General features: G+C 29.3%; 30 protein-coding genes. 5 read left to right on the top strand and 25 right to left on the bottom strand.

What is annotated here, in order from left to right; all coding sequences use genetic code 11:
- Positions 1-1,143 (top strand): efflux RND transporter periplasmic adaptor subunit, encoded by a 1,143-nt coding sequence (locus tag MC378_RS06765; RefSeq protein ID WP_242177996.1) that lies wholly within the window; start codon positions 1-3, stop codon positions 1,141-1,143.
- Positions 1,144-1,737: 594 nt separating this feature from the next.
- Here MC378_RS06765 and MC378_RS06755 read toward each other — a convergent pair.
- From MC378_RS06755 to MC378_RS06725, 7 genes are all read right to left on the bottom strand, one after another.
- The gene (locus tag MC378_RS06755; RefSeq protein WP_242177995.1) at positions 1,738-2,463 is read right to left on the bottom strand and encodes a siderophore-interacting protein; all 726 of its coding nucleotides are present in this window, start codon (positions 2,461-2,463) and stop codon (positions 1,738-1,740) included.
- 4 nt (positions 2,464-2,467) lie between these two features.
- A complete protein-coding gene (locus MC378_RS06750; protein WP_242177994.1) occupies positions 2,468-3,214 on the bottom strand; it encodes a DUF4405 domain-containing protein in 747 nt (248 codons plus the stop codon).
- 2 nt (positions 3,215-3,216) lie between these two features.
- Positions 3,217-3,750, bottom strand: a complete 534-nt coding sequence (locus MC378_RS06745) for an MFS transporter (RefSeq protein WP_338048444.1) — start codon at positions 3,748-3,750, stop codon at positions 3,217-3,219.
- Positions 3,751-3,789: 39 nt separating this feature from the next.
- Positions 3,790-4,374 carry an MFS transporter gene (locus MC378_RS06740; RefSeq protein ID WP_242177993.1) on the bottom strand — a complete coding sequence of 195 codons (585 nt, stop codon included), beginning with the start codon at positions 4,372-4,374 and terminating at the stop codon, positions 3,790-3,792.
- Positions 4,375-4,423: 49 nt separating this feature from the next.
- Positions 4,424-4,855 carry a MarR family winged helix-turn-helix transcriptional regulator gene (locus MC378_RS06735; RefSeq protein WP_242177992.1) on the bottom strand — a complete coding sequence of 144 codons (432 nt, stop codon included), beginning with the start codon at positions 4,853-4,855 and terminating at the stop codon, positions 4,424-4,426.
- Between the two features lie 314 nt (positions 4,856-5,169).
- Complete coding sequence (locus MC378_RS06730) at positions 5,170-5,925, bottom strand: DUF6090 family protein (RefSeq protein ID WP_242177991.1); 756 nt, start codon at positions 5,923-5,925, stop codon at positions 5,170-5,172.
- A gap of 645 nt (positions 5,926-6,570) precedes the next feature.
- A complete protein-coding gene (locus tag MC378_RS06725) occupies positions 6,571-6,774 on the bottom strand; it encodes a hypothetical protein (protein WP_242177990.1) in 204 nt (67 codons plus the stop codon).
- A 195-nt stretch (positions 6,775-6,969) separates the two neighbouring features.
- Here MC378_RS06725 and MC378_RS06720 point away from each other — a divergent pair, with 195 nt between their 5' ends.
- Genes MC378_RS06720 through MC378_RS06705 form a run of 4 tightly spaced genes read left to right on the top strand, consistent with a single transcriptional unit; the run spans position 6,970 to position 8,549 of the window.
- Entirely contained in the window at positions 6,970-7,725 is a 756-nt protein-coding gene (locus MC378_RS06720; protein ID WP_242177989.1) for a hypothetical protein, read from the top strand.
- 2 nt (positions 7,726-7,727) lie between these two features.
- Complete coding sequence (locus MC378_RS06715; protein ID WP_242177988.1) at positions 7,728-8,120, top strand: DUF5675 family protein; 393 nt, start codon at positions 7,728-7,730, stop codon at positions 8,118-8,120.
- 7 nt (positions 8,121-8,127) lie between these two features.
- Positions 8,128-8,379 (top strand): hypothetical protein, encoded by a 252-nt coding sequence (locus MC378_RS06710; RefSeq protein ID WP_242177987.1) that lies wholly within the window; start codon positions 8,128-8,130, stop codon positions 8,377-8,379.
- Entirely contained in the window at positions 8,376-8,549 is a 174-nt protein-coding gene (locus tag MC378_RS06705; protein WP_242177986.1) for a hypothetical protein, read from the top strand. Before MC378_RS06710 ends, MC378_RS06705 begins: the two co-directional genes overlap by 4 nt.
- A gap of 93 nt (positions 8,550-8,642) precedes the next feature.
- On the opposite strand, the gene MC378_RS06700 is transcribed toward MC378_RS06705, so the two are convergent.
- The 18 genes from MC378_RS06700 to MC378_RS06615 all read right to left on the bottom strand — a co-directional run bounded on the left by MC378_RS06700 (position 8,643) and on the right by MC378_RS06615 (position 25,109).
- Positions 8,643-9,389, bottom strand: coding sequence for a hypothetical protein (locus MC378_RS06700; protein WP_242177985.1), 747 nt, complete (start codon positions 9,387-9,389; stop codon positions 8,643-8,645).
- The gene (locus MC378_RS06695; RefSeq protein ID WP_242177984.1) at positions 9,386-10,003 is read right to left on the bottom strand and encodes a hypothetical protein; all 618 of its coding nucleotides are present in this window, start codon (positions 10,001-10,003) and stop codon (positions 9,386-9,388) included. Before MC378_RS06695 ends, MC378_RS06700 begins: the two co-directional genes overlap by 4 nt.
- Before the next feature lie 337 nt (positions 10,004-10,340).
- On the bottom strand, positions 10,341-11,321 hold the full coding sequence (locus MC378_RS06690; RefSeq protein WP_242177983.1) for a hypothetical protein: 981 nt from the start codon (positions 11,319-11,321) through the stop codon (positions 10,341-10,343).
- A 157-nt stretch (positions 11,322-11,478) separates the two neighbouring features.
- On the bottom strand, positions 11,479-12,408 hold the full coding sequence (locus MC378_RS06685; RefSeq protein ID WP_242177982.1) for a hypothetical protein: 930 nt from the start codon (positions 12,406-12,408) through the stop codon (positions 11,479-11,481).
- Positions 12,409-12,598: 190 nt separating this feature from the next.
- Complete coding sequence (locus MC378_RS06680) at positions 12,599-13,708, bottom strand: DUF4433 domain-containing protein (protein WP_242177981.1); 1,110 nt, start codon at positions 13,706-13,708, stop codon at positions 12,599-12,601.
- Positions 13,709-13,710: 2 nt separating this feature from the next.
- Positions 13,711-14,403 carry a hypothetical protein gene (locus MC378_RS06675; RefSeq protein ID WP_242177980.1) on the bottom strand — a complete coding sequence of 231 codons (693 nt, stop codon included), beginning with the start codon at positions 14,401-14,403 and terminating at the stop codon, positions 13,711-13,713.
- A 5-nt stretch (positions 14,404-14,408) separates the two neighbouring features.
- Positions 14,409-15,092, bottom strand: coding sequence for a macro domain-containing protein (locus tag MC378_RS06670; protein ID WP_242177979.1), 684 nt, complete (start codon positions 15,090-15,092; stop codon positions 14,409-14,411).
- A gap of 12 nt (positions 15,093-15,104) precedes the next feature.
- A complete protein-coding gene (locus MC378_RS06665) occupies positions 15,105-16,172 on the bottom strand; it encodes a hypothetical protein (RefSeq protein ID WP_242177978.1) in 1,068 nt (355 codons plus the stop codon).
- 445 nt (positions 16,173-16,617) lie between these two features.
- On the bottom strand, positions 16,618-17,916 hold the full coding sequence (locus MC378_RS06660; protein ID WP_338048442.1) for an ADP-ribosylglycohydrolase family protein: 1,299 nt from the start codon (positions 17,914-17,916) through the stop codon (positions 16,618-16,620).
- A 140-nt stretch (positions 17,917-18,056) separates the two neighbouring features.
- Positions 18,057-19,112, bottom strand: a complete 1,056-nt coding sequence (locus MC378_RS06655; protein WP_242177977.1) for an acyltransferase family protein — start codon at positions 19,110-19,112, stop codon at positions 18,057-18,059.
- Between the two features lie 277 nt (positions 19,113-19,389).
- Entirely contained in the window at positions 19,390-19,716 is a 327-nt protein-coding gene (locus MC378_RS06650) for a DMT family transporter (RefSeq protein WP_242177976.1), read from the bottom strand.
- 7 nt (positions 19,717-19,723) lie between these two features.
- A complete protein-coding gene (locus MC378_RS06645; protein ID WP_242177975.1) occupies positions 19,724-20,119 on the bottom strand; it encodes an ACT domain-containing protein in 396 nt (131 codons plus the stop codon).
- Complete coding sequence (locus MC378_RS06640) at positions 20,116-20,856, bottom strand: type 1 glutamine amidotransferase domain-containing protein (protein WP_242177974.1); 741 nt, start codon at positions 20,854-20,856, stop codon at positions 20,116-20,118. Before MC378_RS06640 ends, MC378_RS06645 begins: the two co-directional genes overlap by 4 nt.
- Before the next feature lie 209 nt (positions 20,857-21,065).
- Positions 21,066-21,629 (bottom strand): Crp/Fnr family transcriptional regulator, encoded by a 564-nt coding sequence (locus MC378_RS06635; protein WP_242177973.1) that lies wholly within the window; start codon positions 21,627-21,629, stop codon positions 21,066-21,068.
- 210 nt (positions 21,630-21,839) lie between these two features.
- Complete coding sequence (locus MC378_RS06630; protein ID WP_242177972.1) at positions 21,840-22,307, bottom strand: DUF1203 domain-containing protein; 468 nt, start codon at positions 22,305-22,307, stop codon at positions 21,840-21,842.
- Between the two features lie 580 nt (positions 22,308-22,887).
- Positions 22,888-23,313 carry a DUF1203 domain-containing protein gene (locus tag MC378_RS06625; RefSeq protein WP_242177971.1) on the bottom strand — a complete coding sequence of 142 codons (426 nt, stop codon included), beginning with the start codon at positions 23,311-23,313 and terminating at the stop codon, positions 22,888-22,890.
- 107 nt (positions 23,314-23,420) lie between these two features.
- Positions 23,421-24,245 (bottom strand): bifunctional helix-turn-helix domain-containing protein/methylated-DNA--[protein]-cysteine S-methyltransferase, encoded by an 825-nt coding sequence (locus tag MC378_RS06620; protein ID WP_242177970.1) that lies wholly within the window; start codon positions 24,243-24,245, stop codon positions 23,421-23,423.
- Positions 24,246-24,653: 408 nt separating this feature from the next.
- Complete coding sequence (locus MC378_RS06615) at positions 24,654-25,109, bottom strand: hypothetical protein (RefSeq protein ID WP_242177969.1); 456 nt, start codon at positions 25,107-25,109, stop codon at positions 24,654-24,656.
- Positions 25,110-25,255: the final 146 nt, after the last annotated feature.

Genomic DNA, 25,255 nt, shown 5'->3' with positions numbered 1-25,255 from the left:
ATGAAACGCATCTTATATAAAATAATAACTCTAAGTATTACAATTTCTTTATTGAATTGTGCCAATAAAGAAAAATCGGTAATTAAAGAAACAACAACTACAAAAGAAACCAAAAACGTAATTGAAGTTACAAAAGCACAATTTAAAAACAGTAAAATGGTTTTAGGTACGTTAGAAGAAAAATTATTTCCTACAATCATAAGAGCAAACGGAATAGTAGATGTTCCTCCAGAAAACAAAGCAATTATAAACGCAAAAATGGGTGGATATATAAAAAAAACACCACTTCTTGTAGGAGATAAAGTTACAAAAGGTCAAGCTTTGGTAACCATAGAAAACCCTGAATTTATTACATTACAACAAAATTACATGGAAATAAAAGGACAACTTTCTTATCTAAAATCAAATTTTCAAAGGCAAAAAACAATGTTCTCAGAAAAGATTACATCACAAAAAAGTTTTTTAAAAGCAGAAAGTGATTACAAAACTGCCATTGCAAAATACAATGGATTAGAAAAACAATTAAAAATATTAAACATTAGCACAAAAAATGTAGCAAATGGAAACTTCACATCAGAAACGACCATTTATGCACCTATATCAGGTAGTATTACCAAAATCAACGTCAACAGAGGCTCTTATGTTTCACCTGCATCCATAATTATGGAAATTGTAGATAACAGCCATATTCATTTAGAGCTTTCTGTATTTGAAAAAGATATTTTAAAAATCAAGAAAAATCAAAAAATAAACTTTAAAATTCCAGAAGCTTCTAATAATATTTTTAATGCAGAAGTTCATTTAATTGGTACAGCACTTGAAAACAACAGAACTATAAAAATTCATGCACATTTAGAAAATGAATCTCATAATAATTTTTTAATAGGAATGTTTGTAGAAGCAGAAATTATTATAGATAATATTTTAGAAAAATCGTTGCCAAATGAAACTATTGTTATGATTGACGAAACACCTTATGTTCTTATTTTACATAAAGAAGATAAAGAAAAATATTATTTTGAACAAAAAGAAGTAATCCTAAAAGAAAGTTATGGAAAATATATGATTATAAAAAATGCAGACACATTTCTTCCTAAAACTCAGTTTTTAACAAAAGGCGCATATAATTTGTTAGGAGAATAATCTTAATGGGATTAAAACAAACAGGAACTATTGATCATATTTCCTGATACAAAACAACTGATGAGCATTTGGCTCGTGAAAAAGGTGGCGTGGACAAGAATAGAATTCTGAATGACCCTGCATTTCAAAGAACCCATGAAAATGGTTCTGAGTTTAAATACGCTGGAAAGGGTGTGTATTGCGGAATCGATTCGAGTGACTGTTAAAGAATGCAAAAGATAAGCTTCTGGTAATATTGTTCTCGACTGTTTTAACATTTTTAGATAACCTTTTTTTGTGGATGTTATTGATACTATAATAAGTTTTTTTCTGATTTTTTAAAGTGGTTATTTTTTTGAAAAACAAAAAAAATACCTAGTTTATGGCTGGGTATTCTTTTTTTTAAGGTAAAATGAGTGGTTGTTTAACGATTTTTGTATATGAATTATAACAAGCAAATTAGCTATTAACTTTTGGTTAAGCAGTAACCAAATTTTTTAATTTTATTTTCAACAAGCCAAATAAAAAAAATCGACGACTTCACAAATAAGCCGAAACTTCGATTAATCAAATGACTAGCCATGAACTATATATTTTGTTAACGAAATGGGAATTTTATTCCAAACCTGTTTTGTCAGGATTCCAGAAAGGTTTCGTTTTAATTTGTTTGGTATTCCATTTTAATTCGTTTCTTAAATATTGGTTTATGGCAATGCAAACTCTACTGTCTCCAGCAATATAAGCCATCTTTTCACCTTTAAGATTGGGTATTACATTTTCTATTTGAGCAATTATTTCTTTTAGGTTATTCTCCTCAATATCGTAAAAATTGAAGGGTGTATTATTGTTTATATCAGGATATAATTCTGCAACGTTTATGTTGTAAATGATGCTTTCTATCTCTTTATCTTCGGATAAATATCTGTTGATGATATACAAATGAGATAATGCGGATAAATCTCCAATCATCAAATAGCTATCTGCAGAATTGTCTACGGTAAATTTGCCTGTTTTAGTTTTGTAATAAACGTTGTCGCCCACTGTACAATCTTCCGCCCATTGAGCACCAATTCCATTGCTGTGAGTAGCTATGGCAAGACTGAAGGTTTTTAGGTCTTGGTCGATATCCCAAATAGAATAGCTTCTGACCATGTCTTTTTTTGAAGTAACGTCTTTGCCAATGCCCACACCCAATCGTATGAAACAACCTGGCACAAAGTCCATCGTTTTTACAGCATCACTTTGTATTTGAATTTTATAAACGCTTTGGGAGATTTTTTCTTTGGATATAATTTCTCCTTTATCCATTATTGTTTTGATGATATCTTCTAATAGTGTCATAATGTTAATTTTTAAATTTTGTTTTTATTTTAATAATACGTCTGGTCAAAACAGCCGGAATGCATAGCAATACACTTACTTTAACCAATGGCAATACATAGATTAACCATTGTTTGGGTAGTTGTTCAGAATCTGCAGTTTGGTTTTGAATACTATTTGAGTTTATATTTTCTGCCCAATCTGTAAATCCAATAAACCAAATACCGAATGAAAGGACAGCACTTATAGAGATCAGCACTAAAAGTGCTGTTTTGTGTTTTTTAATGATGTTTATGAGTGGTTTTATATGATGAAAATCCGATATGAAGTGAAGTTTTTTAATGGTAGTTACAATCCATTTCCAATGTAAAGCCAAATGAATACCTAAAAAACCTATGAATAAGCTTGCCGAAGCATTGTGTATCATAGTCCAAAAAGGAGTGATTTTAAAATGGATACCAATTGAAGGTAAGGCTGCTTCTGAAATAACAATTCCAGAAACTGTTACTACTAACATTACTATATATAAAACCCAATTAAATATGTAATCAAACTTGATTTTTCTTTCGAATAGTTTTTTAGAATGGGTAACAATCCAATTCCAATTCACAATTAAATGCAAGAAGAAAGGCAATAAGAGGATAAAACTGAACCATTCATGTATAGCAATTCCTGTACTTTGTGGAATCAGAACAAGAATCATTAAGACAAAGAAAAACAAGTCTAAAAAGCCACGTGTTTTATTGACCTTTCCTGTATTTTGTTTTGACATTTTCATTGTGTTTTAGACCAAAAATTTGTTATAATAAAATAGATAATGGAAAGCAGGATTAAAATACCACTAACGGCTATAAAACTATGTTGAAGTCCTAAGGCATTTTGTATAGGTTGAATAGCTATGGGAGACATAAACATTCCTAAAAAATTGAACCTTGTTAATTTACCAATGTATTTCCCTCGCTGTTTTGGTGGTACTAAGGTCATGATCCATAAATTAGCATTAGGGATAAGCGAACCAATACCAAAACCAACTACAATCACACCAACTATTGCCATAAAATAGCTTGAACTAAAACCTATAATAAGATATCCCAAAGCCATCAACATAAACCCTAAAATATACATACTTAAAAAGCTTAGTTGTTGTCTTATTTTTTTAGAAAGTATGGCAGAAATTGCTAAAGATATCATCATGGTTCCGATGGCTACACCTACTAAGTTTGCACTAACACCAGTAAAGGTTTTTAATAAAAAAGGAAGCTGAACAGGTATAATATAAAAGAACAGAAGCGTTAAAAACGAACTGATATATACAAGCCAAATTTGGTTACTTACCTTTAAATCGGATTAGTTTTTTATTTGCCTTAGATGATGTTTGGGTTCGTGTAAATAGAAAGGAACTAAGAGTAAAACAATAAAAGCGAAGCCATATACCAAAAAAGTGTAGTGCCAATTAATATCTGCTAAAAACCCTGCGGCAGGAATAAAAAGTAACCCGCCAAGAGCATTAAATGCACCTTGTAAACCCATAAAATGTTCTCGTTTTTTCCCTTCAAAATAATCTCCAACTAGGGTCGTAGAGGTCGTCATAATACCAGCAACTCCAAGACCTAAAATAACACGACCAAACAGTATGAGGTATAAATCATTGAGCCAAAATCCAGAAGTTCCTGCAAGTGTATAAATAATTAAAGAAATGATTAACACTTTAATTCTACCCTGTTTGTCTATAATCCGTCCAGCAAAAGGAGCTATGATAACAATGGTAAGAGCCGGAAGTGTGAGCATTAATTTTGTTAAAGCTTCCACATTTTCTACCATATCAAAGGCACTACTTATTGCTGGCAAAGAAGGAGCAATGATTGCATTGGCTAACATGGTTAGCATACTTGCTAACAGTAAAGTTATTTCTAAGGGTTTGTTGTTATTCATATTTGTTTCTTTATAACTGTTGATTAATCAACAGTTGAGTTAAATTTTTTTAACTAATATTATTCAGTAATTTATTAAGAAGTAGATTTAATTTTTTTGCTTCTGTTTCTGTAAAACAACTAAGTGCTTCTTTTACCGTTTCTTTAGATGCTTTATTAAAAACTTGAACCACCTCTTTACCTTTTTGAGTTAGTGTAATAATGTATGATCTTGAGTCCTGTCCTGATTTTCGAATTACTAGTTTTTTTACTTCAAGATGATCTATTAATCGTTTTATAGCAGCCCTATCTTTATGTTGTAACTCAGCAAGTCTGCTTTGATTCATTTCTCCTTCATTAGAAATCAAAACCAATAAACGCCATTGTTCAGGAGTTGTATTAAGACCTGTGTTTTTGAATCTAGCTTGTAACTTTTGTTGTAATATTCTAGAAATAGTGGTTGTTAAATAGCCCACCGAATCTGTAAATACATACTTTTCCATTTTAACAATGTTGATTAGTCAACAAATGTAATCAAAATAATTTTATAATTTTAGATTTGTTGCGATAAGTTATTCAAAAGATGCTATTTTTCGTAGTTGTCTTGTCTTGAAATATGGCTATGGGTTAAAGCAGCAAAAAATTATTACAGTGTTGAATTTGTAAGTTCAGATCAGTTTTGGCCTAGGTATTTGTATATGATTTGTTGCTTGGTTTAGCAACTAAGTTAACAAATAAAGCCCTAATAGAAAATCCCTAAGAATTGTAGTAATTATGCGAGAACTAGCAATATAATAAACATCTTGTTGTGCTTTCGTTATTTACTACCCGATTTAATTACATTTAAAATTTCATCTGTTTGAGCTAGTAATGTTTTTTGGTAGTTTAATCTTGAAGATTCTAATCCAGTTTTATTTAAAAGAGCTCCTAAATAGGATTTGTTTGCTATAAGCAATTCAATAGATTTTCTAATTGAATCTTTAGAAATCTCAATTCCTAATTCCTTTTTTTCATCCTCACCTAAAAAATCTGACTCATACTTATAAGATATCTTATACATAAAAATTAGACTTTCTTTACTTTCATAATCATCTTCAAAACCCGACTCTAAATCAGCTGAAAAATCAGCAAGTCTCTTTTTTAGATTCAGATTTTGGATATAGTTTACTTTCCCTGAATTAACAATTGTTAAGTAACTGCTATTAACCAACTCAGCCCTAAACCAAGAATTTGCATAGGCCTTGAGTTGCAATATGGAATCTATATTTACTTCTTTACTCTTATTACTTACTATAAGTTTAATGAAACTATTGCTGAAATAAATCATCCTCTGTTGAGCTTTAATAGTTTGATTTAACCTTTTTTTATTTTCGATAAAGTCTTGTTTAATCGATTCTATTAAAAGTAATTCTTCTTTTTGTATTTTTCTATTCTCATTCCAATTGTTAACCTGTAAGGCTAATAGTATTCCAATCATTACGAGCACAATCTCTCCAATAGCATATTTCAGATACTTAACTGACTTACCTTCGGAAAGTAAACTCAGCCTTATTTTGCTAAAAATTTTTATCATTTGTTAACGATTTAAGATAATGTCTAGTCCTAAAAAATGGCTATAGATTAAAATTGATTTAAGCACCTAATTTAGCAAATAAAAAATGAATAGATAATCTGCAAAGATTTTCGACAAGAAGGCTTTTGGCAGCGTTTTTTTTACGGTTTAAAATATCTTTATGTAACTTATGTGCATGTGTTCAATATAATACCTTGTATGGTTTGCATTTCTTTATCAATTCCTAAAAGTCATGCTTTGACCTTTGCTAGTGAGGGATTTACCTAGATAAGGATTGAAAATATTGTAAAAGTATATTTAGCAATCATCTTTTAACTTAAACAATGTTTAAGAAGAAAATCAAATAATTAAAAAGTTTAAAACAAAAAAAACTCTGTAAACATATAATTTACAGAGTTTTAGCATTATTTGCTATTTTTAAAAGCGGTCTGGACGGGGCTTGAACTCATCATTAAAACCCCTAACAAACAACACTTTAAATAAAACTTGTAAATTATATTGACCGAATTGTTGACCTTATAAATTATAATAATTTGTTGTGATTTGACATTCAATCTTTAATATAAAAATACAAAAATTAAAGTATTAAAAAAGATACAAAGAATATTAGCTTAATCATATAACTTTTGATTTTCTGAATCGATTTTAAGAAACTTTCATAAGATATTCTTCAACAATTTTTAGGGCTATCCCACTGTAATCTGAGAATTCCTTAGCTGTAATAAACTGATGGGATTCTTTTCCGAAATAATCTTTCATCTGGTTTATGAGGTTTCTTCCAAACCATTCACTTCTACCTGTGATACGTTGAATGTCTTTTGGGTATATACAAGCTCTTACTAATTTCATGACTGTTCATACATTATCCATACTTTATCTATGCTTTATCCATACTTAAACCTACCATTATTTTTTATTAAAAACCGACTAAAAAAGTGTTGTTTATGGTTTTATCGGAAAGGATGGTTTTTTTAGGAATGTCTCTTTTTTTGTTGTGATATAAAGTTAGGTGTTTTGATGTATTAATCAAAAAAATATTAAGATATGGCAAAACAAACTGGTATTATTAAGTTAAAAGGAACTATTGGAGATATTTCTTTTTACAAAACGAGTGATGGGCATTTGGCTCGTGAAAAAGGTGGCGTGGACAAGAATAGAATTCAGAATGACCCTGCGTTTCAAAGAACGCGTGAGAATGGTTCTGAATTTGGACGTGCCGGAAAGGGTGGTAAGGTAATACGAAATGCGATTCGTGTGCTTTTGCAAAATGCTAAGGATAAGCGTGTGGTTTCTCGTTTGACAAAAACCTTGGTGGCTATTACTAAAACGGATACGACCAACGAAAGAGGTATGAGAACTTTACAGGATGGGGATTTAAGCTTATTGGAAGGCTTTGATTTTAATTTGAATGGAAAGTTAGGCGCTACTTTGTTTGCAGCTTACACCAAAGCATTTGATCGTGTTACGGGTGAGGCTACTTTGGATTTGGCGGTCTTTTCTCCTATCGTTAGAATTGCGGCTCCTTCTGGAACCACCCATTTTAAAGTGGTGATGGGGGCTGCGGAATTGGATTTTGAAAATGAGACTTCTGTTTTTGAGAGTGATGAAACTGCCATTTTACCGTATACCGCTGCGGATACTGCTGCAATAGCTTTATCGGCAACGATTACTGCCAACTCTACCCTACCTGTGGTACAGGTTTTAGGTGTTGAGTTTTATCAAGAGGTAAATGGGGAAATGTATGCGCTTAAAAATGGTGCTTACAACGCCTTGTCTGTTGTAACCGTTGACACTCTGTAGTAATGGACTTAGTGCTACAAAGGGCTTATTTTAAAGAGGGCACTAATGGTGCTCTCTTTTCCTCTTACAAGTTTCTTTGTCATACCATTGAGTTACCCTGGAAGCAAAATCAACGAAATATTTCTTGTATTCCTGAAGGTGTGTATGAGGTTGTTCCTAGATTTTCTAAACGATTTTCACATCACTTACAAATACAAAATGTATTGGGTAGGAGTTTGATTTTAATTCATCCTGCAAATGATGCGCAAAAGGAATTGGAAGGTTGTATTGCTCCTGTAACGTATTTGAGTGGTATTGGGAAAGGAATTTACTCTAAAGACGCGATGCAAAAAATATTGTCTTTGGTACATCAAGCAAAAGCAAGAAAAGAAAAGATTTTATTAACCATTAAATGATGGAATTATGAATGTTAAAGAACGTGCAAAAGCACCGACTCCAAAATTTTTTAAAACTTTAAGAACCATTGGCTTGTCTTTATTGGCCATTAGTGGAAGTATTTTAACAGCACCTATTGCCTTACCTGCTACGGTTGTAAGTGTTGCGGGATATGCTGCTGTGGCTGGAGGTGTTCTATCGGCAGTAAGCCAAGTTACGGTTGATGAGGATGCTAAAAAGACGACCTCTGATAAATCTTCTAAAACTTCGGGAAGATGAGAGCAGATATTCAGTTAAAAGTAGGGACTGCGTCGGGGACATTGTTGAGTATTAGTCCGACCATTTTTACGGAAGATATTCTAAAAACGATTCTTTTGGCCGTTGTGGGTGCTACGGTTAGTTTTATGGTTTCTTTGTTTTTAAAGAAAATTACAAAATGTAAAAAATAAATTTGGGAACCTTTGCTGAATTTGTAAAAGCCTGGTTTTTGAAATCAGGCTTTTTTGTTGTTTAGCTCAGTTCTTTGTTGCAAGTAGTTGTTTTTATCTATTATATTTTACTTTATTTTCTTCCAATATTTTTAATACTAAATAATCATTCTTTTCTTTGGTTTTCTGAAAAGATTTTTTTTCTTTATATTTTAAATAATATGCAGAAAAAATTAATCTTTCATTTATTAGCATCAAATTACTTGCACAAATCATAAAATGTTCTCTTTCATTAATTATAATTTTACTTAAAGTAACTTGTGTTCTAACATTTTTATGTGGTGAATAGCTATCTATAAGAATTGGTTTGTCAAATGATAAATTTGGTAGTTGGTTTCGAATATTATTTTCCAATTTTTCCCATTTCATTTCAATAAATCCTTCCTCAATTCTTTTAGCAAAATTGTTAATTAGATTAATATCGACTTTTTCATTGATTAAACCTTTGCTGACAAAAATTTTATAATAATCTTCTAATTTTTCATCTTTAATATTTTCTATTCTCGAGAACGTGTCATTATTTAAATAAAAAGCTAAAGTTTTATTGTCTTTCGATTCAAATTTATCTGCTAAATTTTTTATAAGGATGTTGTCATAAGATTCTGTCATACCATCTATTTTGGGTAAGCACAATATATTTTTTCCAAAATTGACTTTTTTAATACAACTGATTTGTTTATTTTGAATATCATTATCATTGTTTATACTTAATTTTCCGCTTTTTCTATTTGTACAAAAAGAGAAGCAAATAATTATTAATAAAATTAAGGAATGTAATAAATAGTTTGTAAGCTTTTTCATTGTGTTGAAATAGGTATTATTAATGATGCCAATAAAAATAAAATTAAGTACAACCACAATTTATAAAATAAATTAGGAAATAAATTAGGAAATAAATTAAATTTATGATTTTTTGTTGTTTTTAATTTCACAGTTTCAATTAATATTGATAAAACTAAAGTTAATAAAAACGGAAAAATTATAACAATAAAAAAATCTATGATATTAGGATTTCTAAATGTTCTTTTAATAAAAAAAGAGCTAAAAATTAAAGAGAGTATTACGTTTGTTCTTATTTGTGAGTTTCTCTTCTTTTTCCTTTCCATCTCTTTCAAAAATTGATGTTTTTCCTTTATTAAATGGGTGTATTTAGATAAATTTCTTTTTTCTAAATCTTGTTTAATTTTATCTAAAGGTTCTTTATTTAAAATTCTTCTTGTTATTTCTGTATCATTAGAACTTTGATTGTAATTATATGTTTTTTGAAGTTCAATTAAACTAATTTTTCTTTGAATAAGTGTATTTTCGGCATACTTAATTGCTTCTATTTTATAATTACCTCTCTCAATAGTTAAGTATTTATATAATTGTTCGATATCTAAATTATCGATATTTTTTTTCCATTCTTCTTTCATAGTTTTTTACTTAAATTATTGCCAACTGGTTACATGGAATCCCATATATTTCTTTTTGGGATTATTTTAAGGGATCACAGCACTTTAGTATTTTTATTTTAGTTCTTGGTTTCTTTGTCTTTAAAGAAAATCACAAAATGTAAAAAATAAATTTGGGGACCTTTGCTGAATTTGTAAAAGCCTGGTTTTTGAAATCAGGCTTTTTTTGTTGTTTTTTAGCTCAGTTCTTTGTTGGCTACAGTACTTTGTTGACAATAGTTATTTGTTTTTTAATTCTTCAATCTTGTTTTTTGCTTCTATGAAATTTGTTTATGTTTATAATTTTAGTTTTAAATAACTATTTTTTTGATTGAAATCTTAAAAATTCAAAAACCAAGGGAAATTCTTTTTTTAAAATTTTATCTATTTCTTTATTTCTGTAACTGTATTTTTCAACGTATTCTTTATTTAGTACTTCTTTAACAACATCAGCAAAGTATAAATCTTGTAAATATTCTTTTTCGTGATTTTCGTATTTCCAATGATTTTCTATAGATTCAGGAATATTTAAATCGTCTCTACTGATATTTTTTCCGTTTTTACGGATTTTATCAACTTCTACGTGAATATTATAATCTCTTAATAAAGTTTTTAAAGATTTATGTTTTAAAATTTTTTCATCTGAATAACTTGCTTCCCAATATCTCACTACTGGTTTTGAAAATGGACTTGTAGAGCGACACCAAGATTTATCTAATGCTGAATAAATAGATGAATATTCATCATTATTTTCTTTTTCATTTATTTTTGCTACGATATTGAATCCAAAACGAATTTGTTCTATTTTTCCTTTTAGAGGTGTTAATTTAAAACCTAAATTAACATTTCTAATGTCTCTACTGTAAGTATAATATTCCTTATCAATTTTTACTAATTCAATATTCACATATTGTTCTAATGAATTTTCTTGTTTGAATTTTTTCCAATAATTTGAAACTGAATCTACCTTTTTTTTATAAATTCCATATTTATTGTTCCATTCCTTTTCAATACGTTCATTTATAGGCTTGAAATAAGTAGTATCAGATGAAAACTCAACAAAATCTATGACTTGATTATATGTTAATTCAGTAAATTTAACTTTATCTAAATCATTTTTAATCACTGTATCTCTTAAGTAAACAATATATTCATAAGTATTTTTAAACAAAGAGTCATTATCAATTGTTTTTTTTAGTTCTTTTACTGTCAATGGTTCAAGAACTGATTTATTAAGATGAGAATTACAATTGAATAATGTAATTGATATTAATAAAATCAATAGGTTTTTCTTTTTCATAATTTTGGATTTTAATTACTGCCAACGTGTTGTGTATGGTTAGTGGCGTGTTAAGTAACCAATTTAGCAAATAAAACACAGATAAAATATTCCGCAGGAATATTCGTAAGTTGGATAAAACCAACATTTTTTTTTACACGGTATTGTATTCAGTTTATTATTTATTAAAAGTGTCATACATATATTTCCTTATTATCTCTGAATTATTAATTGTTTTTGATGGATTTTCTAAAATTTCTTCAATTAATTTTAAATATTCTCCAGTGGCAGTTCCAATAGTGTAAGTGCCGTTGTTTTCTCGCAAACATTTACTATATAAAGTTTGTTTAAACTTTTTGTTACTATTAAATTCATCAGTCCATTCAAGATACGTAACAAACATAAAAAAATTATTGTCTTTAATATTTATTACAGGAAAATACCACTTGAGCATTTGAGCTTTAGGGTATAAAAAGGGTTCAGTACTTTGATTCATTTGATGAATCGTTTTACTGTTTGGTGAAATAAACTTTATTTCCGTTTTAACATTTTTTGCAATTCTACTTCCAAAATTATGAAGTTGTAATATCACCTCTGGCATTAACCATTCTTCCTCTTCAAATTTCAAATAAGTATTTTTAACATCTTGAGCTTGAGAATTTATATTGACTCCAGGTTGAGTTAATATTTTTTGATTTTCAAATTGAAGTTTTGCAACTTTTGCTTGTATTTTTAGTTGTTTCAACATCAAGTCTGAACTTTCTTTATATTTCACAAGAAGTTCTTTTTGTTCATTATAAACTTTAATTATTTCTTTATGTTGTAATTTTTCAGTTTTTGAAGTTTCACTAAATCGTATACTTGATTCTTTGTCTCTAATGCTGTCTTTAGTTATTGCGTAGGAAGCTAAAAAGATAGCAATAATAGATACAACTGTTTGTATTAAATCCTTAATAGAAATTTTATAGTTAGAAAATGTTTCCAAAAAAGTAGATGTAAAGTCTTCCCCTTTTCCGCTTTTCCATAATAATGAAATAGCAAAAATTGAAACAATAATTATCAAGATAGTTCCAATTAAAAGGACTATAAACCAAAAAAAGCTATTCATTTTCATAATATTCGGTTAATTGCATACAACGGTAAATTGTATGAGTAGTGGCAGATAGCGGGCTTCTTTCCTGCCAAACCGCTACGATGTTTGAGCGGGCTACAAACCTTGATATTTAGCACTTTACCTGCCATTACTTATACAAAATGTTGTAAGCCGTTTTTTCTCAATCTGTCTATTTATCTGTTAGTTAAAAATACATTCTATTGTTAATTGAAGCTTTAATCCCAAGATGATTCGGGAATAAAGGAAGAATTTTCTCAAGAGTATCTTGATTGTAAGTATATAAGTCAGTAATATAATACATCGGTATTTTATTTTCTACCAATACTTCTGAACATTTAATTCGTTTACCATCAGGATAATTTGTCCAATACTCATTTTTTATGACCTCCCAATTCAGCTTATTAAAGTCATCAATGTTTTTATAGAAACTTGTTGACCTTACAGCAGCATTTCCATCTGAAAACGCAGCATTTTCGGTTAGTAAGATATGCGGATTAACTTTTAGTAATACCAATTTACTTTTGTCCATTTGCTTACACAAAACAAAAAGCATTGGATTTCTTGGATTAAAGTACAATGGAGCAAAATCATGAATATTACCTCCTAAAGATTCTACAATTCTATTCCTTCTTTCATTCACCTGTTTATTTGAAATATCCTCATTAACTAAGCCTTTTGAATGGGCAAGATTATGAGATAAAATTCCTAATTCAAAAATACTTTTCACATTGTCAATATGCGCTGTATAAAACAAACCACCAAAAGGAATTTTAGTAAGTTTTTGTGGGTCAAGTTTTGCTTTCTTATCTATAATCTCCCGATGATTTGAGTATTCAAGAAATGTTTCAGTTTCTTTTTTTACATCAGATATTATAGCTTGATATTTTCTAATTTGGTTAGGATTATGAGATATTAAAAAATTGTCAATCTTTGAGAACGTGTGTTTGTATAGCTTTAGCAAACGCTGTATTTGAGAATCATATAATTGGTCTAGCCAAGATAACTCCGCTGAATTAATTCCTAAACTTATATGCCAATATGAATTTCCTTTTGAATGAGGCCCAGGATTGCTTAAATATAATGGTTTGTATATCCTTTCAATATTATAAGCTAAATGTTTTTTGATTATTCCATCATTGAAAATTCTATCAAATAGAGCAATCACAGAATCTATATTTTTAAAGTCCGATTCTGTTTCGATTTGGTTGTATATTTTCTCTATTTCAGATAGACCCTTGGCAAGTTTATCTAAACATTCTATATATAAGTTTTCGTTGTAACTATCTAAAAACATATCTATTCAAAGTATTCGATGCGTAAATTCCTATTTGGCATTTCAAGAATAAATTTGTCAACTTCTTCAAACTCGTCAAAAGCAATTGTAAATAAGTAATCAGGGTCATATCCTTTAAATTGCTTTGTATTTCCACTTTCAGAATCTAAATAAGCTTTCTTAGGTGATAGAGATGGTGCGATACCGACAACGACCTCATTTTCTTCAATGAAGTTTATATTTATTGTTCGCTCCACTTCACTTTCAGAAACCATTATACCATTTTCAAATCTTTGATGTCGATTAGAATAAAATATTGTAGTGTTGGATTCAACATTGTCAATTTTGTATCCGTGATTTGATTCGAAATAATCCCTTAAGAAATCCCACATACCTTCCCAAGCAACATTTTGTTGAATTCCATTCATTGCAATTATTGCTTCTTTTGCCGTATAATAATCAGGGAATAATTCGCAGGCAGCATCAGTAAATGCTTTCGAAACTGGGAGCAAATTTTGTGTCGTGTTTAATACTCCCATAAACATCTCTTCAATACTTTTGGCAGATGCTGTAGAGTTTTTTTGTTGTTTCAAATAGTACAGACAAGCATTATTTATAACTTCTGCTTCAAGGTCTGAATTGGTTAATTGACCTCTTCTTGCATGCAGGTTTGAAATAGAACTTGATAATATTCGTTTTGCCTCTGTTTTATCCATTTTCTTTAAAAAAGTTTACTTTGTATATTTTGAATTTCTTTGCTCATCGCAAATGTGAAGCATTTCTGAATAGCTTTTTCTCCAATGCCTTTAATCAATTCAAAGCTATTCATGTTATTTACTTGATTATTCCTTATGGCTTTTAGTAAAACATCCACTTGTTTGTTTGTTAAATCAGTAAGATTCCGAATTTTTTTCGAATCATTGTCTAACATAAATGCTTTAAAAATTGGAAACAAATCATCTGGAGTATTCGGATTGTAAGAATATACTTCATACGGGATTGAAATCTTTCTGAGATATCGTTCCATAATTTCCAAGGAATCGTCTTTTGTCATACCTCCATGACTTGCTCCTAACAAAGGAAATGCAATTGATTCTATTCCTCTTTCTTGATATGTGTCAACAAATTTTTTTAATCCTTTTTCTAAATATTCCTTTTTCGTTGGGAATTTCCAATGGTGTTTTGTAGGGAAATTAAGAATCCATTTTTTTGATGATTTGTACAAGTATAATTGACCAATATTTAACAATTTTTGCTGGCAAAGTTCAACGTATCTTTCATTCATTTCAGGGTAACGATATTTGCATTCCAATGCAATACCTGCTCCCATTACTCCAAAACAATTTACTGTATTCACAATTGTTTGACATTTTGTAGTAAATATGTTACCGTGGATAACTTCCATTAAAAAATGATTTTAAAAGTCAACATCCTCATTAAGAATTACCATATTATCAAGGTAATCAAACAACTCATTATGAATTTTAATGCCTGACTCAATTACACTTTCTTTTGTTTTTTCAGGCATAAAAAATTGATTCCTTATTTTTTCATCAAATTCCACCTTTCGTTCATTAAAGAAGTCAATCCTTAAATAAAGAATAGGGTTAAGTTCCAAATCAGCTATTTCCATTTTATAAATTGCATCTCTTGCTTTTAAATCACTATTCCCAAGTGAAAATGCCATAAATCCACCTTCATTTAGTCTTAATGCGGACATAACTGTATACTTTAAGGCATCATGACCAATTCTTAAAACAATTAACCTATCCTTTATTAAATTTGGATTATTTTCATTCTTTTTAATTGCTTTGGATATAAATAAATATGCTAAACTTGACATCATTTGTAAAGTGTCGATATCATCGGATAATCTTTGGTCGAGCATTAACATAAAAGACTTTCCAAGACTTTCAAAATCATTTACTTCCTTTAATTGTGCTGGATTGTGTTTAACTGACCTATAAATATCTACCAAAATTGGTCTTGCATCAGTGATATTTTCCATTTCATATAACGATATTACTTTCTTTGATTTAGTAATAATATCTGGTTCAGAATTTGTGGAAATGCTCTCATCTCTGTAGAATTCTACTAAAGTATTTGGATTATGAATAGTAAAAGTTACTTTCGATAATTCTCCGTTAATATAAAATAATGACGACACATCTGGGGTGTTATATTCAATATCATCTGAAGTATTAAAAATATCTTTACTCCACATAATTCTATCGTTATTTGTTGAGATTTCCCCAAAATGAAAAGTCTTGTTAATATATTTTGAAATGGATTCATCTTCAATTATTACATGGAGGGAATTTTGCTCTAATCGAGTGGTGATTTTTGAATTAGAATTTCCTGAAAAAATACATTTACCTCCTTGCCACACTTCATATCTTTCATAGTGAAAAATGAATGGATTGCGTGCTATCCTTCCTGCTGTTTCTGCAATATTTACAGGAAATTTATCAAAGTTTTTTGTCATATTTTAAATCGTTTTATTTATGGCACTCGGTATCTTTTTAAATGGCTTACAACTCCTTATATAATAATCATCCCTTGGTTTATTTTATATCATCAACCGGATAAAGTAACTTTGTGTTTATTATGTTGTTTGAAATTGCAATTTTTTTCAGGTACTAATTTATACTAAATGAAGTTATTTTGCAATTTTTTGACACAAAATAGATGAAATCAATAATAAAATATACTATATTTTATTAAATCATAACATATTCTTATTAAAATGGATGATTTTGATTGTGAGTCCTTTTTGTTTTGCGAGGTGGGTGCTAAAGTTCATTTTACGGTTTCTTTGTTTTTAAAGAAAATTACAAAATGTAAAAAATAAGGTTGGGAACCTTTGCTGAATTTGTAAAAGTCTGGTTTTTGAAATCAGGCTTTTTTTTGTTGTTTAGCTCAGTTCTTTGTTAGCACCTGGCTATTTTATATTTGTCGCTTAATTTATTCGTCAATTCTTCAATGTCTTTTTTTCTCGCAATCTTATCAATCCATTCTTTAGGTATCGAATTTTGCCCATAATAAAGTCCTGCAAGTCCTCCAACAACTGCTCCAGTTGTATCTGTATCTTCTCCTAAATTTATTGCTTTTAAAACTGCTTCTTTATATGATTTAGTAGTCAATAAACACCAGATTGAAGCTTCAAGAGTGTGAATTACATAACCCGAAGATTGAATAGCTTCTTCTTGTAATTCTGTTAATTTACCATTAGTAATTCTTCTAAATAATTCTACTTCTTTTGGATTTATTTCCAACTCTTCAGTTAGTTTTAATAGAGAATGGTTTGCGACTTTGTAAGCGTCTGATATTGGATATTTAACTTCAGAACTCAAAAATGAAGCAAATTCAAGGTAATAAAAGCAAGCTAAGCAAGACCTTATGTGTCTGTGAGTTATGCTTGATACCTTTTTAATCAATTCATATTTTTCTTTTCTGTCTTTGATTTTTTGCACTTCAAAAAGTAATGGAAGAATTCTCATTAATGAACCATTTCCATTAGAGTTTTCTTCCCAATTCCCTGCTAATTCTGCCTTTTCTCCATTTTTTAATCTAATTATTGCTTCTCTTGTCGAAATTCCAATATCAAATACTTCTCCGTGAGGTGTCCAGTGATTTTGATAAAACCATTTTACAAAACTATTTCCAATTTCTTGAAGGGTTAAACCTCTTGTTAATTCATCTGCAAGACAAAGTGCTAAAGAGCTATCATCAGACCAAGTTCCTTCTGGTTGATTGTAAGTTCCAAATCCAATCATATCGGTTAATGGATTTTGTTTTAGATAATCTCTACTTTTAAATTCTACTGGAACACCTAATGCATCTCCAACAACTAAACCCCAAATTCCACTTTTTACAGGGTTATTAATTTCTCTATTTGAAAGATAATCAATGTGATTCTTGAAAAGTGAAATATTTCTTGCATCATCCAGCTCTTTGTACTTTTCAGGATTTTGCTCAACACAAAATTCGTTTATTTGACAACCGCTATCATTATAATTCAGTTTTGCTTTGAAAATTTCGTAACCAGTCCAAGAACGGTGAAAATGCATTGTTTTATTTTCGAAATACACAAACCACTTATCTTCCATTTCGTTCGGAACCAATCCTAACTTTAGTTTAGTCAATTGCTCAATATTCAAAGATATAAACACATCCAGTTTTTTTGGATTAGTCATTGGAATTGTTTTCCATTTGTCTTTAGTTGCCATTTTCATTCTGTCTTGTTCTTGCTTGGTGCTAACGGTTTAGTACATGAAAAGTAGCGTTTTTGAAAACGATATTTTCCGATGTTTAAAATTAGTGTTTTTTAGGTTTAGAAACATTCTATTTTACTAAATAAAGCTATTTTTTATGTACAATGTTGTGCGTAGTTTTTTATTTTATTTCTAATCGGTTTTTCAAAGAATAAATAAGACAAAGAAGACAAAATAATCAGAATTATTATTCTTATTATGAAAGATTCTGTAAAATCAACCTCTTTATTTAAACCTAAATATTTATCCATTCGGTAATCTGAAAAAATCAACCAAACAGGAGCTTGTAAAATATAAATTCCAAAACTTATTTCTCCTAAAAAAACAAAACTTTTTCTTGAAATTATTTGAGTGAATTTATCATTACTTAATGAGATTAAGATAATCAAAGGAACAAAAACAATCAAAAGAAGACCATTATGGTAGTTTAAACCAAAAGTGAATTTTAATAATGTTATTAACGTAATCAGCGTTAGAATAATGGGGATTGAATAATCTCTTATGTTATTTTTGATTTTTTTTATAAAAAATAAACCTGTTAGGTTACCAACTAAAAACTCGTTAAAATGCATTAGAGGATAGTATCGAATATCTCTGATGTTATAATATGATAATTTTATATTTCCATTTATTATTAAATGATAGAGTATTTGACTAATAATCCAAAATGATAAAATCCAAATTGTTAGATTCTTTAAACTTTTTTTTAAATAAAAATGGTTAAATAAAAAGGGAAAAGAAACATAAAAAAATAATTCAACGGATAATGACCAACCAGGAACATTTATAGTAAGTGCTTTTTCGGAAATCCAAGATTGTATCATAAATAAATTTAGGAATAAATTATATTCATCTATGTTTCTAAATAAATTAACAACTAATATTAGTAAAATAGCTAAAAAATATACAGGGTATATTCGTGCTAATCTGTTTTTTATATATTCAAGAAATTTTATTTTTTTTCGATTTCCATATGCAATTATCATTACAAAGCCAGATAAAACAAAAAAATAACTAACTCCTACATTAGCTTGTTTAAAAATGAAAGAAACATATTCATTATTAAATAAAAAACTCCCACTTCCATAGTGAAAAATCACAATTGAAATTGCAGCTACAAATCTTGTAAAGGTTAATTGTTCAATTCTCAAAATTAGTCATTGTTTTGGGGTTTTTATCGAATTACGTACAACTGGTTATATGCAATCAAATATATTGCTTTTTGGAATTATTTTCAGGAATCACAAAACTTTTATGTTTTTATTTTAGTTCTTGGTTTCTTTGTTTTTAAAGAAAATTACAAAGTGTAAAAAATAAATTTGGGAACCTTTGCTGAATTTGTAAAAGCCTGGTTTTTGAAATCAGGCTTTTTTTTGTTGTTTAGCTCAGTAGTTTGTTGGCAGTAGTTTATTAAATTATTTTGTTTGTTTAATGAGAAACTACTTTCAGTCCGATAATTGAGACAATTAATGTCGTAATAAAAAATAATCTCCAAAATGTTGCAGGATCTTTAAAAATGAAAATCCCAACCAAAACTGTTCCTACAGCACCAACACCTGTCCAAACGGCATATGCTGTACCAATGGGTAGTTGTTGGGTCACTTTTACAAGAAGGAACATACTTATTCCTAAACAAACCAAGAAACCTATGTACCAATAGGTTGCTTGAGTTCCTGTTGTCTCTTTTGCTTTTCCAAGACAGGTAGCAAAGGCGACTTCAAAAAGTCCTGCAATTATTAATAATATCCAGTTCATTAGCTTTTTATTTCGAAAATGCATTCAAAATTTCCATTGCTTTATCTGTGTCTTTTTTATCAACAAAAATATGGTCATGATAATAAGCTGCAACTACATTACAACTAATTCCATTTTCGGATAATGCATTTGAAAATGCGGCTGTTAAACCAACTGCTTCTAAAGAAGAATGAACCGTAAGTGTAATCCAAGAAGCAACGAAAGAATAGTCTAAATTTAGTTGGTCTGCGACTCCCTTTTTAGTAATAATGGTTATACTTTCTTCTTCTTCTTTAAAAGTCATTATAATTTGGCTCAATTTTATTTGCTCCAAATTTTCTATTTTACAAAATACAAACTCGCCTAAATTGTGTTTAGGTTTCATTGATTTTAAAAGTGTTTCTAGATTTTTTTCTCCACTCATTTATTTAGTCTTTGTAGTTCCTTTAAGGTTGCTTCGCCAACGCTATGGGCCGATTGCGGATTTTGACCTGTAACTAATCTTTGGTCAGCCACTACGTGTTCAGTAAAAGGTGCGGACTTTTCGAAAATAGCACCATGTGCTATTAATTGATTTTCTAGTAAAAAGGGAACCACATGCTCTAGTTTTACTTTTGCCTCTTCTTCATTTGTAAAAGCGTTTACTTTTTTACCGTCTACAAGATAAGATCCGTTGTTTAATTTAATGTTTACAATGCCAGCAGGACCATGGCAAACAGCACTTACTACACCATTATTTTCATAGATTTGTTTTGCTATTTCGGCAATTTCTGTATTATCTGCAAAATCCCACATAGCTCCGTGACCACCTGCATAATGAATGGCTAGATAATCATTCGGATTTACTTCATTTGGTTTTTTTGTGTTTTCAATTTTGTTACGATAAATGTTGTTATCCCAAAATTTCTTATTGATAGAATCTGTCATATCAAATGCGTCTACAGGTGCTTTTCCACCTTTAGGACTTACAAAATCTATTTCGTAACCAGCAGTATGTAATACATTCCAAGGATGAGAAACTTCTCCGAGGTAATAACCTGTTTTTTCTCCAGTGTTTCCTTTTTCACTATGGCTTGTAACTACAAATAATATCTTTTTTAGTTCTTTCGTTTCTGTTTTTACAGTTGATTTCTCTGAGTTGTTTTTATTATTACAGCTCATAATAAGGACCGTAAACAAGGAAAGAAAAAAAAGCGTTTTAATTTTAATCGTATTTGACATATCTAAATTTATATTAAAATAAGGTTTTAGATTATTCTCATTTATGAGATGGCAAAACTAATTTTACAAACTCCAAAATAGAATAATGCTACAGGACAAAAGTCCTAAACATTTTGGAGAAATCATTTAACAAATGATAAAAACGAAATTTATTTTATGTTCGCTCTAATTCTACTTAAACTAACTTGGGTAATGCCTAAATAAGACGCAATATGAGATAATAGTACACGCTGTATAATACTAGGATAATTTTTAAGAAGCGCTAAATACCTTTCGGTTGCGGTATTAAATTGTAATGAAATAAGTCGTTCTTCTGATTTAATAAGTTCTAATTCTGAAAATTTCCGTCCCCAATTTGCAATTTGAATGTCTTCTATAAAGAGTTTTTGAAGTTGTTTTATTTTTAATTCGTAGAGTTCGCAATCTTCCAATAATTCTACATCTTCGTACCCTTTTTGATTGTTAACATAACTTTGCATTGAAACAATAGGATCTCCTTCTTTGCCAAACCAAAAAGTGATTTGATTATCATCTGAATAAGCATACGCTCTTGCTATCCCTTTTTTAATAAAATAAATACTTGTTTCTATTTTATTTGCTCTAAATAAAACATGCCCTTTTGGAAACTTAATTTCAATTATTGACTCCTTTATTAAGTTTTTTGATTTGGTTGTTAGAGGATATATATTATCAATAATTTGGTCTATTTCCATACATTTATTCGTAATCAACTTTTTGTTATTTCATTTTTATTAAAAGTAATGTTTAATTCTGAAGTCTGTGCTTTAACGGTTTTGTATATGATACGTTGCGTGTGTAAGCAACTAATTTAGCAAATAAAAACCGAATAGAATATTCCGCAGGAATATTCGTAAGCAGTCTAGAATTAGCAATGGATTATATACTTTGTTGTGTAACGTTTTTTAATTTCTTCGCACTTCACAATTGTAACAGCCAGGACTTGAATTATGAATTTGGATATATTCTATATCCTCATTATCAAATATTTTTTTAATCACGTATTTTGTTTTGTCTCCTTTTTCGGTTATTGCAGTTTTCATAAATCCGTTTTTGTCATAACCTCTATAAGAAAGCAATCTATGATTTAACATTATTGGTATTTCATTAATTGCTAATTCTTTTGTCTTTATTCCTTTTCTTATAAATATTGGTCCTTTTGCTTGGTATGGACTCTCGGTTTTATGAAATTCAAATGGCAGTAAAATTACTTCTTCTCCAATTTTTGCGTCTTCCAAACTCACCCTACAAGGGAATCCCGGATTTTCATCTACTATCATTCTTTTTCCACCAATTTTTGTCAATTCAGAATCAGATAATTCAAAATAAGAATCAAATTCTTTATTATCAAGTGCTAAAATTTTAAAGTTCATTTTCGTTTTGTTAATGTTGCACAACGGGTTATATGCAATCAAATATATTGCTTTTTGAGATTATTTTAAGGGATCACAGCACTTTAGTCTTTTTATTTTAGTTCTTGGATTCATTGTTTTTAAAGAAAATTACAAAGTGTAAAAAATAAATTTAGGAACCTTTGCTGAATTTGTAAAAGCCTGGTTTTTGAAATCAGGCTTTTTTTGCTGTTTAGCTCAGTTCTTTGTTGTGGTGCGTTTTATTTTTTCCTTTCCTTTAGTTTAAGTGAAACTCCACTAATTAGAAATGTCACGCAAGCAATGAGAAGAAAAGCTTTGAACCATGTTGAACTTCCATAAATTTCAGTGAATTCTATAATCAAATATATTGTTAAGAAAAGTATAGAAAGGAACAGGTAGTTATTCGATTTTTTCATATGCATTTTTTTGTAATAATTAAAGGCTTTAAATTCTGACTTTTCTTGTCATAATAATACCCTCAAATAGTGTCTAACTTTTTGGGAGCAGTTCAAAATCCGCGAGGATTTTCGTAAGTAGGCGAGAACTAGCCATTAATTATACACGGTGTTATGCCACGTTTTTATTCCATTCTGTTCACTTGACAATTATAGCATCCTGGGCTTGAATTATGAATTTGAATATAGTTTGCGGACTTGTTGTTGAAAATTACTTCAATTTCATTTTTAAGTTTCTCTCCATCAATGGTTTTAGCTTCTATCATCATTCCTTTGTTATCATATACTCTTAATGATAAAAGTCTGTGTAATAGCATTTCGGGAATTTCATTGATACTTAAATTTGGGCTTTTTGCATTTTTTCTCACAAAGATTGGTCCGCTTGATTGATATGGGGAATTTGTTATATGATGCTGAAAAGGAAATAGTAAGACTTCTTCTCCAATTTCAACATCTTCGAGAGTTACTCTACAAGGATAGCCAGGTTTTTCATCTACAACCATTTTGACTATACCTTTTTCAGATAGTTCTTCTTGGCTTAGGTTAAACAAGTGATTGAAATTATTTTCAATCGCTGATATTTTAAAATTTATACCCATAATTAATAGTTTTTATGCAAAAATCCCTATTTAGAAGCAAGCTAACAATCTGATTCTTGCTATTCTTTTAGTTTTATTGACTCATAACTGTTTATTGCAATTTTTCTTTCAGAATTCCATCTGTAGTTCCCCATATTGCCATCACTTTTTATCACTCTATGACAAGGAATCAAGTAGGCAATAGGGTTTTTTCCAATAGCAGTCCCAACTGCCCTTACAGCTTTAGGATTATTTATCATTTCTGCAATATTTTGATAAGCAAGAAGATTTGATGGAGGAATTTGCAGTAATGCTTTCCATACTTGAATTTGAAATTGTGTTCCTATTAAATCCAAACTAATTGGAGTTGTGGGAACTTCCCAGTTTTTAAAATACTCTTGTATTATTACTCCGTTTTTCAGTAATTTATTTATAAAAAATGCTTCAGTATATTCTGTTTTTAGTTTTTCAACACTCAAATTGTCAAATGAAAAACTACAAATTCCTTTTTCTGTTTCTGCTACTATAGCATTGCCAAATGGAGTTTCAATTTCTCCAAAATATATTTTTAAATTTCGTCCTCTTTTTTTAAATTCTCCCGGAGTACAAGCTTCGATTTTGACGAATAAATCGTGTAATCTACTATTTCCTGATAGTCCTACATTATAAGATGCTTCTAAAGTAGATTGTCCTTTTCTTAAGGATTCTTTTGCTTTTTCTAATGTTATGAATTGAAGATAATCTTTTGGGCTAATTCCTACCCACTTTTTAAATATTCTTTGAAAATGAAATTTACTTAAATTAATGTGATTAGCAATTTCTTCTAATGATGGTTGCTCAAAATGAGAGTTTTTAATAAAATAGATTGCTTTTGCAATTACATCAAAGTGATATTTGTTTTCCATACTGCAAAAATCAATTTATTTTCTCTTTCATTCAATCCGATTGTTGCTTTTTTGTAATGTGGCATAACTGGTTATATGCAATCAAATATATTGCTTTTTGGGATTATTTTCTGGGATCACAGCACTTTAGTATTTTTATTTTAGTTCTTGGTTTCTTTGCCTTTAAAGAAAATTACAAAATGTAAAAAATAAATTTGGGAACCTTTGTTGAATTTGTAAAAGCCTGGTTTTTGAAATCAGGCTTTTTTTGCTGTTGTTTACTACAGTACTTCTTAAAATATAAGACATACTCCACTGCCAAAAGTCCAACAAATTGTAGTCAGTTTTCTGTCCATCGTCTATTAAACTTTCTTTTCCTGATTTCGGAATTGCTTTTATTTCTTTGAGCTCGTCCATTTTAATTTAATATTAATAATAATCTTTTTCGTTGGGCAATGTTCTAATTTCATTTCCTTTTGTTGTTAACCAATAGCTTGTTGGGAAAAAGAAATCACTCAAATCAAATGCATATGGTAATTCATCATTTTTCAAACTTTTAACCACTTGATTAAACCATTTTTCGTATTCTTCATTTTTACCTTTGCAATGTTCAATAAACTCTACATTTTTCTTTATAAAAAGGCCTGCTAATTCTTTAGGAGATAATTTAATTTCTCCACGAGAATCTATATTTTCGATTGTTTGAATCCAAGTGGAAGCAATGAATTTGTATTTCTTTGTTTGGTTAATTAAAACACAACGCCAAGCCAAACCACTAGGAGATATTGATGGAATTACTCTTAATTTACCAAAACCACGTTTATGTAATTCTTTAACCATAAATAATATTTTTTGGTTGTTCTTTATATAGAAATTACTTTTCATTAATACTGTGGTTTATAAACAAAAATATTATAAGCTTTATTCAGGACGCTTCATTTTTAGCTTGTGCACAACGGTTTTGTGTATGAAATGTGCGGGATTAATTTCTGTGATTGTTCGTGTTAAACCCGAACAAAACCAAACACACT

Source organism: Polaribacter marinus (assembly GCF_022662535.1).
GTDB lineage: Bacteria > Bacteroidota > Bacteroidia > Flavobacteriales > Flavobacteriaceae > Polaribacter > Polaribacter marinus.
The sequence above is the reverse complement of the archived record's forward strand: the minus strand, read 5'-3'. Positions and strand labels throughout refer to the sequence as shown.

Bases quoted from the DNA above. Each gene is read 5' to 3' on its own strand.
- MC378_RS06765 (WP_242177996.1), top strand. From the start codon at position 1: ATGAAACGCATCTTATATAAAATAATAACTCTAAGTATTACAATTTCT.
- MC378_RS06755 (WP_242177995.1), bottom strand. From the start codon at position 2,463: ATGACACTATTAGAAGATATCATCAAAACAATAATGGATAAAGGAGAA.
- MC378_RS06750 (WP_242177994.1), bottom strand. From the start codon at position 3,214: ATGTCAAAACAAAATACAGGAAAGGTCAATAAAACACGTGGCTTTTTA.
- MC378_RS06740 (WP_242177993.1), bottom strand. From the start codon at position 4,374: ATGAATAACAACAAACCCTTAGAAATAACTTTACTGTTAGCAAGTATG.
- MC378_RS06735 (WP_242177992.1), bottom strand. From the start codon at position 4,855: ATGGAAAAGTATGTATTTACAGATTCGGTGGGCTATTTAACAACCACT.
- MC378_RS06730 (WP_242177991.1), bottom strand. From the start codon at position 5,925: ATGATAAAAATTTTTAGCAAAATAAGGCTGAGTTTACTTTCCGAAGGT.
- MC378_RS06725 (WP_242177990.1), bottom strand. From the start codon at position 6,774: ATGAAATTAGTAAGAGCTTGTATATACCCAAAAGACATTCAACGTATC.
- MC378_RS06720 (WP_242177989.1), top strand. From the start codon at position 6,970: ATGGCAAAACAAACTGGTATTATTAAGTTAAAAGGAACTATTGGAGAT.
- MC378_RS06715 (WP_242177988.1), top strand. From the start codon at position 7,728: ATGGACTTAGTGCTACAAAGGGCTTATTTTAAAGAGGGCACTAATGGT.
- MC378_RS06710 (WP_242177987.1), top strand. From the start codon at position 8,128: ATGAATGTTAAAGAACGTGCAAAAGCACCGACTCCAAAATTTTTTAAA.
- MC378_RS06705 (WP_242177986.1), top strand. From the start codon at position 8,376: ATGAGAGCAGATATTCAGTTAAAAGTAGGGACTGCGTCGGGGACATTG.
- MC378_RS06700 (WP_242177985.1), bottom strand. From the start codon at position 9,389: ATGAAAAAGCTTACAAACTATTTATTACATTCCTTAATTTTATTAATA.
- MC378_RS06695 (WP_242177984.1), bottom strand. From the start codon at position 10,003: ATGAAAGAAGAATGGAAAAAAAATATCGATAATTTAGATATCGAACAA.
- MC378_RS06690 (WP_242177983.1), bottom strand. From the start codon at position 11,321: ATGAAAAAGAAAAACCTATTGATTTTATTAATATCAATTACATTATTC.
- MC378_RS06685 (WP_242177982.1), bottom strand. From the start codon at position 12,408: ATGAATAGCTTTTTTTGGTTTATAGTCCTTTTAATTGGAACTATCTTG.
- MC378_RS06680 (WP_242177981.1), bottom strand. From the start codon at position 13,708: ATGTTTTTAGATAGTTACAACGAAAACTTATATATAGAATGTTTAGAT.
- MC378_RS06675 (WP_242177980.1), bottom strand. From the start codon at position 14,403: ATGGATAAAACAGAGGCAAAACGAATATTATCAAGTTCTATTTCAAAC.
- MC378_RS06670 (WP_242177979.1), bottom strand. From the start codon at position 15,092: ATGGAAGTTATCCACGGTAACATATTTACTACAAAATGTCAAACAATT.
- MC378_RS06665 (WP_242177978.1), bottom strand. From the start codon at position 16,172: ATGACAAAAAACTTTGATAAATTTCCTGTAAATATTGCAGAAACAGCA.
- MC378_RS06660 (WP_338048442.1), bottom strand. From the start codon at position 17,916: ATGGCAACTAAAGACAAATGGAAAACAATTCCAATGACTAATCCAAAA.
- MC378_RS06650 (WP_242177976.1), bottom strand. From the start codon at position 19,716: ATGAACTGGATATTATTAATAATTGCAGGACTTTTTGAAGTCGCCTTT.
- MC378_RS06645 (WP_242177975.1), bottom strand. From the start codon at position 20,119: ATGAGTGGAGAAAAAAATCTAGAAACACTTTTAAAATCAATGAAACCT.
- MC378_RS06640 (WP_242177974.1), bottom strand. From the start codon at position 20,856: ATGAGCTGTAATAATAAAAACAACTCAGAGAAATCAACTGTAAAAACA.
- MC378_RS06635 (WP_242177973.1), bottom strand. From the start codon at position 21,629: ATGGAAATAGACCAAATTATTGATAATATATATCCTCTAACAACCAAA.
- MC378_RS06630 (WP_242177972.1), bottom strand. From the start codon at position 22,307: ATGAACTTTAAAATTTTAGCACTTGATAATAAAGAATTTGATTCTTAT.
- MC378_RS06620 (WP_242177970.1), bottom strand. From the start codon at position 24,245: ATGGAAAACAAATATCACTTTGATGTAATTGCAAAAGCAATCTATTTT.
- MC378_RS06615 (WP_242177969.1), bottom strand. From the start codon at position 25,109: ATGAAAAGTAATTTCTATATAAAGAACAACCAAAAAATATTATTTATG.